The following is a 17,136-nucleotide window of genomic DNA, read 5'->3' as shown; positions in this document are numbered from 1 at the left end:
TAATTAGAGGTTAAAAAATGATTCCAAATATAATAAAAGGAGGCAGGCATGCCGATTCAAGAGGAACTTTGTTTTACAACAATAATTTTGTTGCATCGGCTATCAAGAGAATGTACATTATAGAAAATAATAGTACTGATTTTGTAAGGGCTTGGCAGGGACATAAAATAGAACAACGATGGTTTTCTGCTTTGAAGGGTTCTTTTACAATCCGGTTGATTGCAGTTGACAACTGGGAAAGTCCAACCAAAAAATTGGAACAATTTAGTTTTACAATTAATGCAGAAAAATTAGATGTGCTCCATGTCCCTTCAGGATACATCAGCAGCATTCAATCGCTGGAGGAAGGATCTAAATTACTTTCAATGTCAGATTATTTGTCAGGAGAACTCCAAGATGAATACCGTTATGAATTTGATTATTTTAAATAATTAGTAGAAAAAAAACTAAAAGTGTAGTGACAATCACTAATCAACATTTACCAATCACCATTCAATAAAAAAATGATAAAAATAGGAATAACAGGTCAGGCCGGCTTTGTCGGGACCCATTTGTACAATACCTTGGGATTGCATCCTGACGAATTTGAGCGTATTGATTTTCAAAAAAGTTTTTTTGATAATGAAAAAAGTTTGGATATTTTCGTATCACAATGCGATGTAATTGTGCATCTGGCAGCGATGAATCGCCATAATGAGCCTCAGGTGATTTATGATACGAATGTTGGGTTGGTTCAAAAACTGACGCAATCCTTAATTAAAACAAAGAGCAAAGCCCACGTTTTATTTTCTTCTTCTACGCAGGAAGAAAGAGACAATCTGTATGGGAAGTCCAAGAAAGAAGGACGTGAAATGATGATCAGTTGGGCAAAAAATGCAGGAGGAAAATTTACAGGAATGATTATTCCGAATGTTTTTGGACCTTTCGGTCATCCCAATTACAATTCGGTAGTAGCCACGTTTTGCCATAAATTGGCGCATGGGGAAACTCCGACAATTGATGTGGATGGTGTTGTGAGGTTGATCTACGTAGGTGAATTGGTTACTGCAATCTTAAAAGAAATCAGAAGCGGAGAAAGTGACGAGGAGCTTAGTGTTCCCTACACTGCTGAAGCTAAAGTTTCAGAACTATTAAACCTTTTACAAAACTATAAAACAGGGTATCAGGATAATGGAGAAATTCCAGCAATCAATACCACGTTCGAACTGAATTTATTTAATACGTTTCGTTGCTACATGGATATCGCAACTCATTATCCGGTAAAATATGTTCAACATACCGACCCAAGAGGTTCTTTTGTGGAAATTATCCGATTAGGGGTTGGCGGTCAAGTGTCATTTTCCACAACTGTACCAGGAATCACAAGGGGAAACCATTATCACACCCGAAAAATAGAGCGTTTTGCAGTAATCAAAGGAAAAGCATTAATTCAACTCAGACGCATCGGAACTGATGAGGTTTTAGATTTCTACTTAGATGGCGACGAACCTTCGTACGTAGACATGCCAATTTGGTACACACACAACATCAAAAACATAGGAGATGAAATTTTGTACACCAATTTCTGGATTAATGAGTTTTATGATCCAAGTGATGCAGATACGTATTTTGAGAACGTATAATAACGAAACAGTATAGTGATCTATATTAGTTCTAGCGAAGTTGAGAGTCATTACAACGTTTTGATGGTTCAGCTTAATAGGTTCATTGAGCAAAAGAAGTAAATTATTGAACTGAAATCAATTATCAAGAGATATAAAAAATAAAAGATGAAAGCACAATTAAAGGTGATGACCGTTGTTGGAACCAGACCGGAAATAATACGATTGTCCAGAGTAATGGCCGCTTTAGACCATTCAGAAGCCATTGAGCACATTATCGTGCATACAGGTCAAAATTATGATTATGAACTGAATCAGATTTTTTTTGAAGATTTAGGGATTCGTAAACCAGATTTTTTCCTGAATGCCGCAGGGGCAACCGCTACTGAGACAGTTGGTCAGATATTGATTAAAATTGATCCGTTATTAGAAAGTGAAAAGCCGGATGCTTTTTTGGTTTTAGGGGATACGAACAGTTGTTTATGTGCCATACCAGCAAAAAAACGACATATTCCTATTTTTCATATGGAAGCGGGAAACAGGTGTTTTGATCAGCGTGTTCCTGAAGAGACCAATCGTAAAATTGTGGATCACGTTTCGGATATTAACCTTACCTACAGTGATATTGCCCGTGAATATTTATTACGTGAAGGCTTGCCGGCGGATAGAATTATCAAAACGGGTTCACCAATGTTTGAGGTGCTGAATCATTACTTGCCTGAAATTAGTGCATCAAATATTCTGAAAACTTTAAATTTAGAGGAAAATAAGTATTTTGTCATTTCGGCTCATCGAGAAGAGAATATCAACAGCGAAAGAAACTTCAAAGGATTAATGGATAGCTTGAATCTGATTGCTGAAAAATATGGCTTTCCAATTATTGTAAGTACACACCCTCGTACCCAAAAGATGATTGATACTAAAAAAATTAAAATGCGACCGGAAGTGCAGTTTTTGAAACCAATGGGATTCAATGATTACAACGCTTTGCAGATGAAATCTTTTGCTGTTTTATCAGACAGCGGAACTATTTCGGAAGAATCATCAACGTTAAATTTTCCTGCTCTGAATATTCGTGATGCACACGAGCGTCCGGAAGCAATGGAAGAGGCATCGGTGATGATGGTAGGCCTGAATCCGGAAAGAATTATGCAGGGTTTAACGCAACTGCAATATCAAAAAAGAGGTCAGGAACGCAATTTCAGACCGGTGAATGACTATTCGATGCCGAATGTTTCGGATAAGATGGTTCGTATTATTTTAAGTTATACAGATTATATCAAGAGAACTGTTTGGAATGAATACATTTAATTAAAGTTATGAATATACTTTTTTTGACATTGGTTAAGATCAATACGCTGAAGGAACGAGGGATTTATACTGACTTGCTTCGTAAATTTAGAGATGAGGGACATGAAGTTTTTGTAGTAAGCCCTTCAGAGCGCCGAGATAAAAATAATACACGTATTTCACAGCAAGATGGGGTTAGTATATTGAATGTCCGGACTTTTAATCTTCAAAAAACGAATATTGTGGAGAAGGGTATAGGGATTTTAGCTATTGAATGTCAGTACTTAAAAGCAATTATAAAGCATTTTTCAGAAATAAAGTTTGATTTGGTACTGTATTCAACACCGCCTATTACCTTATATAAAGTTATCGACTTTGTAAAAAAAAGAGACAATGCTTTCGCTTATTTGTTACTAAAAGATATTTTTCCTCAGAATGCTGTGGACATGAGAATGATAAAAGACGGGGGATTGATTCATCGACTGTTCAAAAAAAAGGAACGAAAACTTTATGAACTTTCCGACATGATAGGTTGCATGTCAGACGCTAACAAAAGTTATGTTATTGCTCATAATCCAACGATAGCTTCTGTAAAATTTGAAGTAAATCCCAACTCTATTGCACCTGTAGCGATACTTCAAACATCAGAAGAAAAACAACTTATAAAAGAGAAATATAAACTTCCTTTACATAAAAAAATAATTATTTATGGAGGAAATCTCGGTAAACCTCAGGGACTTGATTTTTTGATGGAAACAATAACAGCGACAACAAACCCTGACGTTTTCTTTTTAGTGGTAGGTTCGGGTACTGAGTATAACAGGATTTCTAATTGGTTTCAAAATAAACAGCCAGTAAATGCTTTGTTACTCGCACAATTACCTAAACAAGATTACGATATTCTTTTAAAAGCATGTGATGTGGGATTGATTTTTTTACACAAGGACTTTACGATTCCCAATTTTCCATCTAGGCTGTTATCCTATTTAGAAATGAAAATGCCGGTAATTGCAGCAACTGATGCTAACAGTGATATCGGCTGTGTGATAGAAAAAAATAATTGTGGCTACAAAGTTCTGTCCGGAGATATCACAGGAATGCTAAAAGCTATAGATAAAATAGTTTCGCCCGATGAAAATTTTACTCTAATGCAGGAAAATGCATGGGGTTTGTTACAGAAAGAATTTAACGTTGATAATTCATACGAGTTAATCAAAAATAAGTTGTAAAATAATTAATAATTTAAGCGTTTTATAATTTTTTTGATCTTGGTTCTAGATTTTCTTTGTTCTAAATACTGTTTATTTTTTTTAAGCGCTTCTTTAATTTTTAATCAACTGAAAATAAGCACGCTGCTAAATAATGAGGTTTAAAAGAACAGATGTAAAAAAAATTGTAACCAAGTAGCAATTTCCTTTGTATTATGATTAATAAAAACCAGTTTTTATAGTGTAATACTTAGCCGTTGAATTCCACTTCTGTAACAAGTAAATTCCACAACTGAATATTTAAAAGGAAAAGGTATGCGATTTGAAACAAAAATTTGCATACTCACTTTTACAAAAGTCGCCCAAAGCCATGGAGTTAAACATTAATTTATCCCTTTGAAAAGTTCTTCATTAGAGCGACCAGTTTAAATTAAAGTCACACTAAATTTGGTGATTTAAAAATGTAAGGATTTCACTTTTTTATTAAAGTGGAATCCTTTTTCTCATTATTAGTGATAATAGATATATTCCAATCTCAACAAAAGTGGAGTAAAAAAAGTATTGATAATCATGTTGCATGAAAATCGCAGTTGTGACAATTTTTTAAAGACAAAGCATAAAACGACCTTTTTTTCTTCTTTTTAGACGTTATTGTTACAGAAATATTAAAAATAAAAAGTATTGCGTTTCTTTATTTTCAATTGATTATAAGTACATTACATTTTTTTTGCTATTTGTAAGTATTGTGTGTAAAAAAATTAAGAAAAACACCATCAATTGTACTTACATTTGTATCAAAACTGCCCCTTTTCTGCTCATTTTTGTGAGTATGAACGGCGAAGCCGTGGAATGAAATGAAAATAACGGGTAATTTAAAGTTTATTTGGTTTACCAAAAGATAAATGTTAAAGATCGATTGAACAATTAGACAGTTTACCGTGTAAACAGTGCACCACTTAAACAAATAAACAGTTAACGAATTAACCAAATAACCGATAACCAGTTAACCAATTAAACCGTTAAACAGTCCATTAGACAATTATCCGATTAACCGGTTAAGCGAATAACACCTTAAACGAATAACCAAACAAGCAAAAATTGTATGTTCACTATAAATCTGAAAAACGACACCCATTTTTTATGTGCTGCTGAAGATACTATATTGATTGGTGCACAAAAAGAGAATATAACGATAGATTACAGCTGCAAAACTGGTCGTTGTCAATCGTGTAAGGCAAAAGTTATCAGCGGAACTTCATTCGCTAACATAGATGAAATTGGACTTAGTGAAGAGGAGAAATCACAAGGGTACATCTTAACTTGTGTTCGAAGTCCAACATCGGATTTAGTACTCGACATTGAAGATCTGAGTGGTTATGCATTGGAACAGGTTCGAACACTGCCATCAAAAGTGGACAAAATTACAGCGATTTCTTCTGATGTAATTGAATTACAATTACGAATGCCACCAAATGCAACATTTAACTATTTGTCAGGGCAATATGTAAATATAATTAAAGGAGATTTCAAAAGGAGTTACTCCATTGCCAATACTAGTTCAGCCGCTAATTTGGTTTTTTTTATAAAGAATTATAAAAATGGCAGGTTTAGTAACTACATATTTAATGAAGCTAAAATTAATGATCTACTTAGGGTTGAAGGCCCAATAGGAACTTTTTTTTATAAGAAGACCAATAAAAAGAATATTGTTTTTCTGGCAACAGGAACCGGGATTGCTCCGGTAAAGGCAATATTGGAACAGCTGGATGAAAATAACTTTGACTTTCTTGACAAAACAATTTATTTGTTTTTTGGAGGCAGAAACGAAGAAGATCTGTTTTGGAAACCTGATTTTAAAAATTTAAAAATCAATTTTATTGCTGTACTAAGCAGAAGCAATGAGCACTCGACTGCCGAAAAAGGTTATGTTCAGGATATTGTTGTTTCAAAAAAAATGGATTTATCGGATACCGTTATTTATGCCTGCGGTTCAGAAAACATGATCAAAGATTCAAGAGAATTATTAGTAAAAAACGGATTATCGGAAGATGCATTTTATTCGGATGCATTTATTAGTAGTTAGAGAAAGGGGTTAATCGGATAGGAAGAGGTTAATTGTTTAATCGGTTAGGTAGAGGTTAATCGGTTAACTGTTTAGGGAAAGGGTTAATTGGTTAGGAAAAGGTTAATTGGTTAACTGTTTAGGGAAAGGGTTAATTGGTTATGGAAAGGGTTAATCGGTTAGGAAAAGGTTAATTGGTTAACTGTTTATGGAAAGGGTTAATCGGTTAGGAAAAGGTTAATTGGTTAATTGTTTATGAGAAAAATTAATCGGTTATTGATTAAATTTTTTAGTTAAAATAAAGTACTCAGTCGGGTCAGATAAAGTGAAAATTATGAAAGCAGTCATTCTTGCAGGAGGTTTAGGAACCCGATTAAGTGAAGAAACGGTTTCAAAGCCAAAACCTATGGTGGAAATAGGAGGAAAGCCCATTTTATGGCATATTATGAAGACCTATTCTCATTATGGCATTAATGATTTTATAATTTGTTGTGGTTATAAAGGTTATGTGATTAAGGAATATTTTGCTAATTATTTTTTACATCAGTCTGATGTTACTTTTAACATGAAGGACAACAAAATGATGGTACATGAAGAAAGAGCTGAACCCTGGACCATTACATTAGTAGATACAGGCGATGATTCAATGACTGGCGGAAGACTTAAAAGAGTTGCCCAATATTTAAATGAAGAGGAAAGCTTCTGCTTTACGTATGGCGATGGAGTTGCAGATGTGAATATCGCAGCACTTTTGGAATTTCATAAATCTCATGGAAAAGACGCCACAGTAACTGCGACGTACCCGCCAGGCAGATTTGGAGCGTTGGATATCGTGGATAATGAAGTGCGACAGTTTCAAGAGAAGCCAAGAGGTGACGGAGCCTTGATAAATGGAGGTTTTTTTGTGTTGTCCCCTAAAGTGATCGATAGAATATCGGGAGATTCAACTGTTTGGGAACAAGGTCCTTTAAAAGGACTGGCAGCTGATAACCAATTAATGGCATTCAAACATGAAGGATTCTGGCAGCCTATGGATACGTTGCGAGATAAGATGCTTTTAGAGGAATTATGGGATACTAATCAAGCACCCTGGAAATTATGGAAGGATTAAAAGGAAAAGTAAATGCTTCTTTTTGGAAAGATAAAAAAGTATTTCTGACCGGACATACCGGTTTTAAAGGAAGTTGGTTGTCCCTTTGGCTTCAATCGATGGGGGCTGTGGTCAAAGGATATTCGTTAGCGCCGCCCACTGATCCATCGCTGTTTTTGGTAGCTGATGTTGCCAAGAATATGGAATCTGAAATAGGAGATATTAGAAACCTGGCGCAGTTAAAGGAAAGTATGCTTGCCTTTGATCCGGCTATTTTAATACATATGGCGGCACAGCCTTTGGTGCGGTTGTCCTATATGGAACCGGTGGACACCTATACCACCAATGTAATAGGTACAGTTAATGTATTGGAGGCAGCAAGAGCCTGTCCAAATTTGAAGGCAATCGTATCGGTTACGACTGATAAGTGTTATGAAAATAAGGAATGGGCCTGGGGATACAGAGAAAATGAACCTATGGGCGGTCATGACCCGTACAGCAGTAGTAAAGGTTGTGCCGAACTGGTTACAGCAGCGTACCGAAACTCCTTTTTTAATTCGAAAGACAGTGCGGCATTGGCAACAGCCAGAGCAGGCAACGTAATTGGCGGCGGCGATTGGGCAGACGACAGGCTGATACCTGACATTCTTAAAGCATTTGAAACTTCAAAATCGGTTGTCGTGCGCAATCCTTTGTCTACAAGGCCGTGGCAACATGTGTTGGAACCATTATCAGGCTATCTGGTGTTGGCAGAACATTTATATAATGATGGTCAGGAGTACGCGCAACCATGGAATTTTGGTCCGAAAGAGGAAGATTGCAAACCGGTAAATTGGATTCTGGATAAAATGGTAGCTACCTGGGGCGAAGGAGCTTGCTGGGAATTAGACAAAAATAATAATCCGCACGAAGCAGGTTTTTTAAAATTAGACTGTTCCAAAGCAGCATCAAGATTGAATTGGCAGCCCAAATGGAATTTGGAATATACCCTTAATCTCATCGTAAATTGGCAGCAGCACTGGAGAGCTGGCAAGAATATGAGAGAACAATGTTTAAAAGAAATTACAAATTATAGCAATTGATATTGATAATGGAAAGTAAAATAATTTTAGAAAATTTAAGGAAAGAAATAGCAGTACTAGTATCAAAATATACCGAAGAAGCCTATAAACAAAAGCCTTTTATTGCTGGTGAAACAATGATTCCACCTGCAGGAAAAGTTATTGGAAATGAAGAAATCCAGAATATGGTGGATGCTTCCCTGGATGGATGGTTAACAACGGGACGTTTTAATGCGGCATTTGAAAAAAAGTTAGCCGAATTTTTAGGCGTTAAATATTGTATTTCTGTAAACTCCGGATCTTCCGCAAATTTGGTGGCTTTTAGTGCGCTTACGTCGGCAACACTGGGAGACAGAGCCATCAAAAAAGGAGATGAGGTTATTGGTGTGGCAGCTGGTTTTCCCACCACGGTAAATCCTATTGTACAGTTCGGGGCAATCCCCGTTTTTGTGGATGTGGATCTGGACACTCATAATATTAATGCCGATTTAATAGAAGCAGCGATATCTCCCAAGACCAAAGCCATTATGCTGGCACATACCTTGGGAAATCCTTTCAATGTAGATAAAATTAAAGCCATTTGCGAGAAACATAATTTATGGCTGATTGAAGATTGCTGTGATGCTTTGGGTGCGACTTACAATGGCCAGTTAGTGGGCACTTTTGGAGACATAGCCACCTTAAGTTTTTACCCGGCACACCACATCACGATGGGAGAAGGTGGCGCTGTTTTTACTAACAATGCCGAATTAAAGGCAATAGCAGAATCATTCAGGGACTGGGGCAGGGATTGTTATTGTGCTCCCGGATGTGACAACACCTGCGGCTGTCGTTTTGAACAGAAACACGGGGATTTGCCTTTTGGTTACGACCATAAGTATGTGTATTCCCATTCAGGTTATAATTTAAAAATTACCGACATGCAGGCCGCTTGCGGATTGGCGCAAATAGATAAAGCTGCCGGGTTTATCGAGAAAAGAAGAGAAAATTTCAAATTGTTGTACAACAGCTTAGGTAACCTCATTGATTTTATACACTTGCCGGTAGTTACTCCAAACAGTAATCCTTCCTGGTTTGGTTTTCCGATAACGCTGAAAAAGGACTGCGGGGTTAATAGGGTTGATTTACTGAAATTTTTAGACCAAAACAAGATTGGATCCCGATTGCTTTTCGCAGGTAATTTAACAAAGCAGCCTTACTTTAAAAATATCGAATACAGAGTAGTTGGTGAACTGACCAATACTGACATTACTATGAATGATACTTTTTGGATTGGATTATATCCAGCCTTAGGGCAAGAACATTTTGATTTTGTGGCAGAGAAAATGGAAGAATTTTTTGGGTTGAATTTCTAATTTCATGAAAATAACTATTCTACTTACCGGTGCAACAGGTTTTTTAGGGAGTCATTTACTGGAGTCTTTTGTTAATCAGGAATTTGATGTAATAATTTTGAAAAGAACTACATCTGACACCTGGAGAATCAATCATTTGTTAAATAAAGTTCGAATTTATGATATTGATAGAGTCGATTTTACAACAGTTTTTAGTCTTGAAAAAGTCGATGTCATCATAAATACAGTATGTAGTTATGGAAGAAGTAATGAAAGCACTGCAGATATTGTGAATACCAATTTAATTTTTGGTTTAAATTTATTAGAAGAAGCAATAAAAAATAATGTAAAAACATTCATTAATACGGACTCTTTACTGCCCCGAAATTTGAATGACTACAGTTTATCAAAAGCTCAGTTTGCCGATTGGCTGCAACAGCGTTCCGAAAAAATACAGGTTGTCAATTTTAAAATTGAACAGATGTATGGTGCAAAAGATGACACTAATAAGTTTCTGCCTTGGCTGATGAATGAAATGATTAATAATACGGACGATATTAATTTAACCTCCGGAATTCAAAAAAGAGATTTTATATATATTAGTGATGTTGTTGCCGCTTATGATTTGATTCTACAGAAACGAATGAGTTTACCAAACTGGAGTCAGTTCGATATCGGTACCAATATATTTACGGAGGTGAAAGAGTTTGTTTTAATTCTTGCAGCCGCATTAGAAAAACTAAATAAAAGTAAAATAGTTTCCAGGTTAAAATTTGGCAGAATTCCTTACAGAAAAGGAGATATTATGCTGCCGGAATTAGATAATAGAAAATTAATTGAGTTGGGGTGGAAACCACAAGTGACCATCATCGACGGTATTCAAAAAATTTTAAACGATTAAAAAATGAAGTACCTGATAACGGGAGGTTGTGGGTTTATAGGATCTAATTTGGCTGCCGAAGTTTTAAAAAGAGGAGAGGAACTGGTTGTTTTTGATAATCTGTTTCGATTTGGGAGTGCCCTGAACTTAGAATGGCTTAAAAAACAAGGTGAATTTAAATACTATCCCTATGACATCCGGAACTTAAATGATATTGAAACGGTAATTAAAGAAGAACAGCCTGATGTTATTTTTCATTTGGCTGGCCAGGTAGCGATGACAACTTCGATCAGCAATCCTAGACTGGATTTTGAGATTAATGCGATGGGAACATTCAATTTATTAGATTCTGTCAGAAAATATGCTCCCAAGGCAATGATATTGTATTCTTCTTCCAATAAAGTATATGGGGATTTTGAAGACTTAACTTTTGAAGAAAAAGCGACCCGCTATGCCTGCAAAGAGCACCCTGACGGCTTTGATGAAAGCACACCGCTTAATTTTCATTCGCCTTATGGATGTTCAAAAGGAGCAGCGGATCAATATTTATTGGATTTTAATCGTATTTATGGCATTAAAACGGTGGTTTTTAGACATTCTTCGATGTACGGAGGCAACCAACATGCGACCATAGACCAGGGATGGGTAGGGTGGTTTATTCAAAAAGCATTAGAAATTAAAAAAGGGACCAGTAAAGAAGAATTCACAATTTCTGGTAATGGAAAACAGGTGCGAGATGTTCTGCATGCTTCAGACGTAGTAAACCTCTACTTTAAAGCAGTGGAAAACATTGAATCCGCAAAAGGAAACTCATTTAATATCGGTGGTGGAATTGAAAATAGTCTTTCGCTGTTAGAATTGTTCAAATTACTTGAAGACGTTCTGAATATAAAAATGAAATACAAACAGCTTCCTTTTAGGGAAAGTGATCAGTTAGTTTTTGTTGCCAATAACAGGAAGGCAACCAATTTATTGGACTGGACTCCGTCAACAACTCCTCAAAATGGAGTTAAGGAGAGTATTCAGTGGGCAGAATCGGTATTTAAATAATAGATTCAACTTCAAAACATTTTATTTAAATATAATAGAGTGCCAAAAGATCGTAGTTTTCAGAATGATAATAGAAGCAAATATTTGAATAAAAACCTGGAGAGATGAACTTTATGTTCACCAGCAGTATTTTTTTGAGTAAAATTGAAATCATCGCTATCACTAAAAATAGAGGCAACATAGAGGGAACAAAAAGTAGACTTTTTTACGAGGTAATTAAACCGAAAATTTCAACTATTTACAAGAAAAATAAAATAATAATTTTGAATTCATGAAACTTTCAGTTGTTGTTCCCACATTAAACAGATTAGAGTATTTAAAAATAACACTTAAAGATCTACTACCTCAAATTCAGCGAAATTTGGATAGTGTGGAATTGTGTATTTCTATCAATGCATCGGCAGATGAAACAGAGGCGTATATTAAAAGTTTAAAGGAAGAAAACCCTTTTATCACCTATAAAGCATTTACGGAAAGAGTCGAAATCTGTGAAAGTTTCTCAAGAAGTATAAATTTATGTAAAGGGGATTATATAATTATATTTGGCGATGATGATATACCTGCTCCATATATGATTGAGTCTGTTTTAGAGGTTTTGAACAACAATTTAAATATAGGTCTAATTCATTTTAATCGAGTGGTAGGTTCAGATTTAGGAGTGTCTCTAATAAATAAATTAAGGCTTGAAAATTCGAATTATGATTCGATTATTGAAGAGAACAGCTTATCGAATTTCATTGAGAAATATACGATTGCACCGGGCTTTATTTCGGCCTTGATTTTTAAAAAAGAAGCTTGGGATTTGGGTGAATATTTTGATACCTCTAATCATTTCGGATATGATTTTTTAGGAAGAATTTATGCGGGTATTGATAAATTGACGCCTGCAAATTGTTTATACATCAGTTATCCGTTGGTCATCCAAAGAATGGTGAAAAATAGGGAATGGAATGACACCTGGCCGAAATATTGGTTATTGGGTGTTCCTAATTTGTTACAGTCATTTGATGAATCAAAAATAACAGGTAACTCAATGTATACATGGCATAATGAGCTTAATAAATCTTGGTTAAAGTTTATTTACACGTTAGTTTGGGCTGCGGCATACAAAAAAAAATATAGACCTTTGATTCCCGAAATTCAAAAATTTCAACAAGGATCTTTAAGGAAGGCGGCTGTATTTTTAATTATTACTGTTACACCAGAAGTGGCTTTCAAACAAATTAGAAAATTTTTATACAAATGATAAAAGAAGATAAAAATCTAATTTCTTTAGCGAATTATCAGGATAAGATAACTTTAAAAAATAAGCTTTCAAGGTTATTGTGGAATATCGTTTGTTTTTTATTTTTTAGATTTTTTCCTACTACTTACTTTCGGATTTGGAGATTATTTGTTTTGAAACTTTTTGGAGCTAAAATTCATAACAGTTGCACGGTATATGCTTCTGTAAAAGTGTGGGCTCCTTGGAATTTAGAAATGGATGCCTATTCTTTATTAGGACCGGATGTTGATTGTTACAATCCGGATAAAATAAAAATTGGAGCTCACTCGGTCGTTTCACAAAAAGCGTATTTATGCTCCGCGTCGCATGATATAACAAATTCAAAACACCCTTTAATAACTGCACCTATAATAATTGAAGATCAGGCTTGGATAGGAGCTGATGTATTTATTGGAATGGGAGTTACAATAAAGCAAGGCGCGGTAGTTGGAGCAAGAGCGGCTGTTTTTAAGGATGTTGAACCTTGGACAGTGGTTGGCGGCAACCCCGCAAAATTTATAAAAAAGAGAATTATAAATCAATAGGTTACAATAGTTAACGGCAGTTGTAATAATTCAAAGTAAAAAAAAGAATGTGAGTTGAATTTAATTTCTTAAGTAGCACACATTCTGAAAAAAAACTTAAATTTAAGAAGTCTCAAAGACCTATACAATTGATGAGCGTAGTGTTATAAAAAATCCAAACCATTAAATCCAGAACGAGGTAGGTAAGGATGCTCGTCGGTGAACCGCGAGCGAATAATAGTTATTAATTTAAGTGCCGCAAGGAGCCAGCAGATTTAGGTATAGGAAGTTTATCAGGTAATGGAAACCTTACACAAACTTTGAATCAGAATCATATAGCCACCTTTGAAAAAAGGTTAAAAGTTGCAAAGTAGATTGCGACATATTAAAAAAAATAAATGAATAAAGTTTATATTACAGGCGTAACCGGTTTTGTTGGCAATAATTTAATGAATTATTTACAAAAGCACAACAAAGAAGTAGTAGGTGTCTCCAGAGTTGCAAATGGTGTCACTCAGACACTTGATTACACGCGTTTTCAACAACAGGCTAAAATAGATGCTAGCTCAATAATCCATTTGGCAGGAAAGGCGCATGATTTAAAAAATGTGGATGAGCCAGAAGCTTATTTCAAAGTAAATTTTGGTTTAACTAAAGAGATATTTGATACTTTTTTAGCATCGGAGATCGATGTTTTTATTTATATGAGTTCCGTCAAGGCTGTAAAAGACGTCACTACCGGAGTTTTAACGGAGAATGAAATTCCAACGCCTGCCACGGCCTATGGCAAATCCAAATTAAAAGCGGAACAGTATATTTTGTCAAACTTGCCAGAAAATAAAAGGGTTTATATCTTGCGTCCTTGTATGATTCATGGTCCGGGTAACAAGGGAAATCTAAACCTATTGTACAAATTAGTATCCAAAGGAATTCCGTGGCTATTGGGTGATTTTAGCAATAAACGGTCATTTTTAAGTGTTGAAAATCTTTGTTTTGTAATTAAAGAATTATTGGACAGAAAGGATATTCCTTCGGGAGTGTATCAGGTGGCAGATGACCTTTCACTTTCAACTAATACAGTTATTGAACTCTTAGGAAAAAGTCTCGGAATAAAAGTACGCATCTGGAATTTGCCTCAGAAATGGGTCAATGCAATGGCGCAATTAGGTAACTATTTAAGATTGCCTTTAAATACTGAGCGTTTGCAAAAGCTAACCGAAGATTATGAGGTAAGCAATTCTAAAATTGTTGAGGTAATGCAAAAAAAAATGCCAGTATCATCAGAACAAGGACTGAATTTAACCTTCAAATCATTCAGAAAAAATGCTTAACAGATTAACCGCATTGGTACTTTTGGTACTTCTATCCCCTGTATTCATAGTCGTTGCACTGTTAATATATTTTGAAGACGGGCGTCCTGTTTTATTTAAACAAAAAAGAGTAGGTGTAAATTATACCTTTTTCAATATGTATAAATTCCGCAGCATGAAGATGAATACTCCTAATGTTGCTACTCATTTATTGAATGATCCGGAACAATACCTGCTTAGAATAGGAGTTTTGATGCGCAAATTAAGTATTGACGAATTCCCCAATTTAATTAACATCATAAGAGGCGAAATGGCTTTTATCGGACCTCGTCCTGCTTTATATAACCAAGATGATCTTATGGAATTGCGCGTAAAACAAGGTGTTCACATCATAAAACCAGGAATAACTGGCTGGGCCCAGATAAATGGAAGAGATGAAATATCGCTGGAAGAAAAAGTAGCGTATGAAGCGGAATATTTAAAACGAAAATGTTTACGATTCGATACAAAAATATGCATTCTCACTTTTGTCAAAGTTCTGGGACGTCATGGAGTTAAGCATTAATTTATTTTTTTCAGATAAACCTTTTTAAAGTATCTTGTTGAAATTAATGTAACAGTAGGTAGTATTATTAAAAAATATCAGGGTTCGACTTTTAAGAGCAGCGCAACCTTTTTAACTAATAATAAAGTTCGGATTACTTTTAATTCTTGGTAGATAGGGGCATTATGTTTTTCTCTAAGTATTACATGAAATCAAAAAAGTGCATTTTTATATAATCAACGGAACTTCGCCAGAACTATTGTTTTTTGTTTGTTGTAACGGAGTAAAAAAGGAATTGAGAATCATAACAGCACAAAAAATCCTTACTTAACTGTTTTTCTTTTTTAAGGATTCCCTGAACTGAAAATTTGAAAATTATGTAGTATTGATTTTGTTTTAATTTGATTATTAGCAGGTTATCTTTTTTTTGATGTTTGTCGGTTTTTTCGGTTAAAAAATCAAAAAAAAAAGCATTAATTGTCCCTACATTTGCCTTAAAACAGATCTTTTTCAACCCATTTATGTGAGTTTGAACTGCGAAGCTTTAAAATAAAAAGAACACAATGTATTACTAACAGAGACGAAATTTGAGGTTACGATTGGAAATCGGGTACTATGTACAATGCAATTTTCCAATTGTGAATTTAAGGTAAAAAAGATGTACGGTATGAGGCCTCTAGTTAGCATGGTAGCAGCCACTTTTGCAAAACAACGTATTATAGCAATAAAGCACAATGAATAAAGACACTAAAATATATATTGCAGGACATAAGGGAATGGTGGGAAGTGCGATTTGGAGAAACTTAACTGCAAAAGGATACACTAATTTACTAGGTGTTTCCAGTTCAGAGCTGGATCTTAGAAATCAACAGGCCGTTAGTAATTTTATAACTGATGAAAAGCCGGAAGTTATAATTGATGCTGCTGCAAGAGTGGGCGGAATTCTGGCGAACAGCAATTATCCGTATCAATTTATTATGGAAAACATGCAAATTCAGAACAATCTGATCGATTCGGCACTTAAATCGGGTGTGGAGAAGTTCATTTTTCTGGGAAGTTCTTGCATTTATCCGAAATTGGCGCCGCAACCTCTAAAGGAAGAATACTTACTTACGGATACTTTAGAACCGACTAACGAATGGTACGCGATAGCGAAAATTACCGGGATAAAAGCCTGTGAGGCAATCCGCAAGCAATTTGGAAAAGATTATGTGAGCCTTATGCCCACTAATTTGTTTGGGACGCATGATAATTTTGATCTGAATACCTCACATGTTTTGCCTGCAATGTTGCGTAAGTTTCACGAAGCGAAAGAGAACAAACATGCACCAGTTACCCTTTGGGGTAGCGGTACGCCCAGACGAGAATTTCTATTTGTAGATGACATGGCTCAGTCCGTGCTTTTTGCCTTAGAAAATAAATTGCCGGAGTCCTTGTATAATGTAGGAACAGGAGAGGATATAACGATAAAACATTTGGCAGAAACAATTCAAAAAATCACAGGACATCAAGGAGAAATCATTTGGGATGCCACCAAACCGGACGGTACACCAAGAAAATTAATGGATATTTCAAAAATGCATGATTTGGGATGGAAACATCAGGTGAACCTTGAAGAAGGCATCCAGAAAACTTATGATTGGTTTTTGGAAAATATCGAACGATTTAAGGAAGTGAAGATGTAAAGGAGGTTAATCGTTTATGAAAAAGGGTTAATCGTTTAGGAAAAGTTTAATCGGTTAAGAAAAGGTTAATTGGTTAGGAAAAGTTTAATCGTTTAGGAAAAGTTTAATTGGTTAGGAAAAGGTTAATCGGTCATGAAAAGGTTAATCGGTTAACTGAGATACAAATTCGATTAAACGCTTAACCAATTAAACGCATAAGCAATTAAACGCTTAAACAATTAACCAATTAAAAG

The 17,136-nt window shown here is 35.3% G+C and carries 15 protein-coding genes; all 15 read left to right on the top strand.

Annotated elements, in window-relative coordinates:
• Positions 1-17 precede the first annotated feature (17 nt).
• The 15 genes from E0F89_RS05275 (at position 18) to E0F89_RS05205 (ending at position 16,903) form a co-directional block, all read left to right on the top strand.
• Positions 18-431 carry a WxcM-like domain-containing protein gene (locus tag E0F89_RS05275; protein WP_131908807.1) on the top strand — a complete coding sequence of 138 codons (414 nt, stop codon included), beginning with the start codon at positions 18-20 and terminating at the stop codon, positions 429-431.
• A 72-nt stretch (positions 432-503) separates the two neighbouring features.
• Complete coding sequence (locus tag E0F89_RS05270; RefSeq protein ID WP_131908806.1) at positions 504-1,622, top strand: polysaccharide biosynthesis C-terminal domain-containing protein; 1,119 nt, start codon at positions 504-506, stop codon at positions 1,620-1,622.
• A 147-nt stretch (positions 1,623-1,769) separates the two neighbouring features.
• A complete protein-coding gene (gene wecB, locus E0F89_RS05265; RefSeq protein WP_131908805.1) occupies positions 1,770-2,912 on the top strand; it encodes a non-hydrolyzing UDP-N-acetylglucosamine 2-epimerase in 1,143 nt (380 codons plus the stop codon).
• 29 nt (positions 2,913-2,941) lie between these two features.
• Positions 2,942-4,120, top strand: a complete 1,179-nt coding sequence (locus tag E0F89_RS05260) for a glycosyltransferase family 4 protein (RefSeq protein WP_243699478.1) — start codon at positions 2,942-2,944, stop codon at positions 4,118-4,120.
• A gap of 1,081 nt (positions 4,121-5,201) precedes the next feature.
• Positions 5,202-6,182, top strand: a complete 981-nt coding sequence (locus E0F89_RS05255) for an FAD-binding oxidoreductase (protein ID WP_131908803.1) — start codon at positions 5,202-5,204, stop codon at positions 6,180-6,182.
• 313 nt (positions 6,183-6,495) lie between these two features.
• Positions 6,496-7,272: a glucose-1-phosphate cytidylyltransferase gene (gene rfbF / locus E0F89_RS05250; RefSeq protein WP_131908802.1), complete on the top strand. Its 777-nt coding sequence runs from the start codon at positions 6,496-6,498 to the stop codon at positions 7,270-7,272.
• Complete coding sequence (gene rfbG / locus E0F89_RS05245; RefSeq protein WP_131908801.1) at positions 7,260-8,333, top strand: CDP-glucose 4,6-dehydratase; 1,074 nt, start codon at positions 7,260-7,262, stop codon at positions 8,331-8,333. Before rfbF ends, rfbG begins: the two co-directional genes overlap by 13 nt.
• A gap of 8 nt (positions 8,334-8,341) precedes the next feature.
• Positions 8,342-9,667, top strand: coding sequence for a lipopolysaccharide biosynthesis protein RfbH (rfbH, locus tag E0F89_RS05240; RefSeq protein ID WP_243699477.1), 1,326 nt, complete (start codon positions 8,342-8,344; stop codon positions 9,665-9,667).
• A 4-nt stretch (positions 9,668-9,671) separates the two neighbouring features.
• Positions 9,672-10,547: an NAD-dependent epimerase/dehydratase family protein gene (locus E0F89_RS05235; protein WP_131908800.1), complete on the top strand. Its 876-nt coding sequence runs from the start codon at positions 9,672-9,674 to the stop codon at positions 10,545-10,547.
• 3 nt (positions 10,548-10,550) lie between these two features.
• Complete coding sequence (locus tag E0F89_RS05230; protein ID WP_131908799.1) at positions 10,551-11,576, top strand: GDP-mannose 4,6-dehydratase; 1,026 nt, start codon at positions 10,551-10,553, stop codon at positions 11,574-11,576.
• A 271-nt stretch (positions 11,577-11,847) separates the two neighbouring features.
• The gene (locus tag E0F89_RS05225) at positions 11,848-12,822 is read left to right on the top strand and encodes a glycosyltransferase family 2 protein (RefSeq protein ID WP_131908798.1); all 975 of its coding nucleotides are present in this window, start codon (positions 11,848-11,850) and stop codon (positions 12,820-12,822) included.
• Complete coding sequence (locus E0F89_RS05220) at positions 12,819-13,385, top strand: LbetaH domain-containing protein (RefSeq protein WP_131908797.1); 567 nt, start codon at positions 12,819-12,821, stop codon at positions 13,383-13,385. Before E0F89_RS05225 ends, E0F89_RS05220 begins: the two co-directional genes overlap by 4 nt.
• 377 nt (positions 13,386-13,762) lie before the next feature.
• Positions 13,763-14,695, top strand: coding sequence for an NAD-dependent epimerase/dehydratase family protein (locus tag E0F89_RS05215; protein ID WP_131908796.1), 933 nt, complete (start codon positions 13,763-13,765; stop codon positions 14,693-14,695).
• Positions 14,688-15,239 (top strand): sugar transferase, encoded by a 552-nt coding sequence (locus E0F89_RS05210; RefSeq protein WP_131908795.1) that lies wholly within the window; start codon positions 14,688-14,690, stop codon positions 15,237-15,239. The genes E0F89_RS05215 and E0F89_RS05210 overlap by 8 nt, the downstream gene beginning before the upstream one ends.
• A 713-nt stretch (positions 15,240-15,952) precedes the next feature.
• Positions 15,953-16,903 (top strand): GDP-L-fucose synthase family protein, encoded by a 951-nt coding sequence (locus tag E0F89_RS05205; RefSeq protein WP_131908794.1) that lies wholly within the window; start codon positions 15,953-15,955, stop codon positions 16,901-16,903.
• Positions 16,904-17,136: the final 233 nt, after the last annotated feature.

Source organism: Flavobacterium caseinilyticum (assembly GCF_004349085.1).
Taxonomy (GTDB): Bacteria; Bacteroidota; Bacteroidia; order Flavobacteriales; family Flavobacteriaceae; genus Flavobacterium; species Flavobacterium caseinilyticum.
Note: the sequence above shows the minus strand (reverse complement) of the source record. Positions and strands in the feature narration are given on the sequence as shown.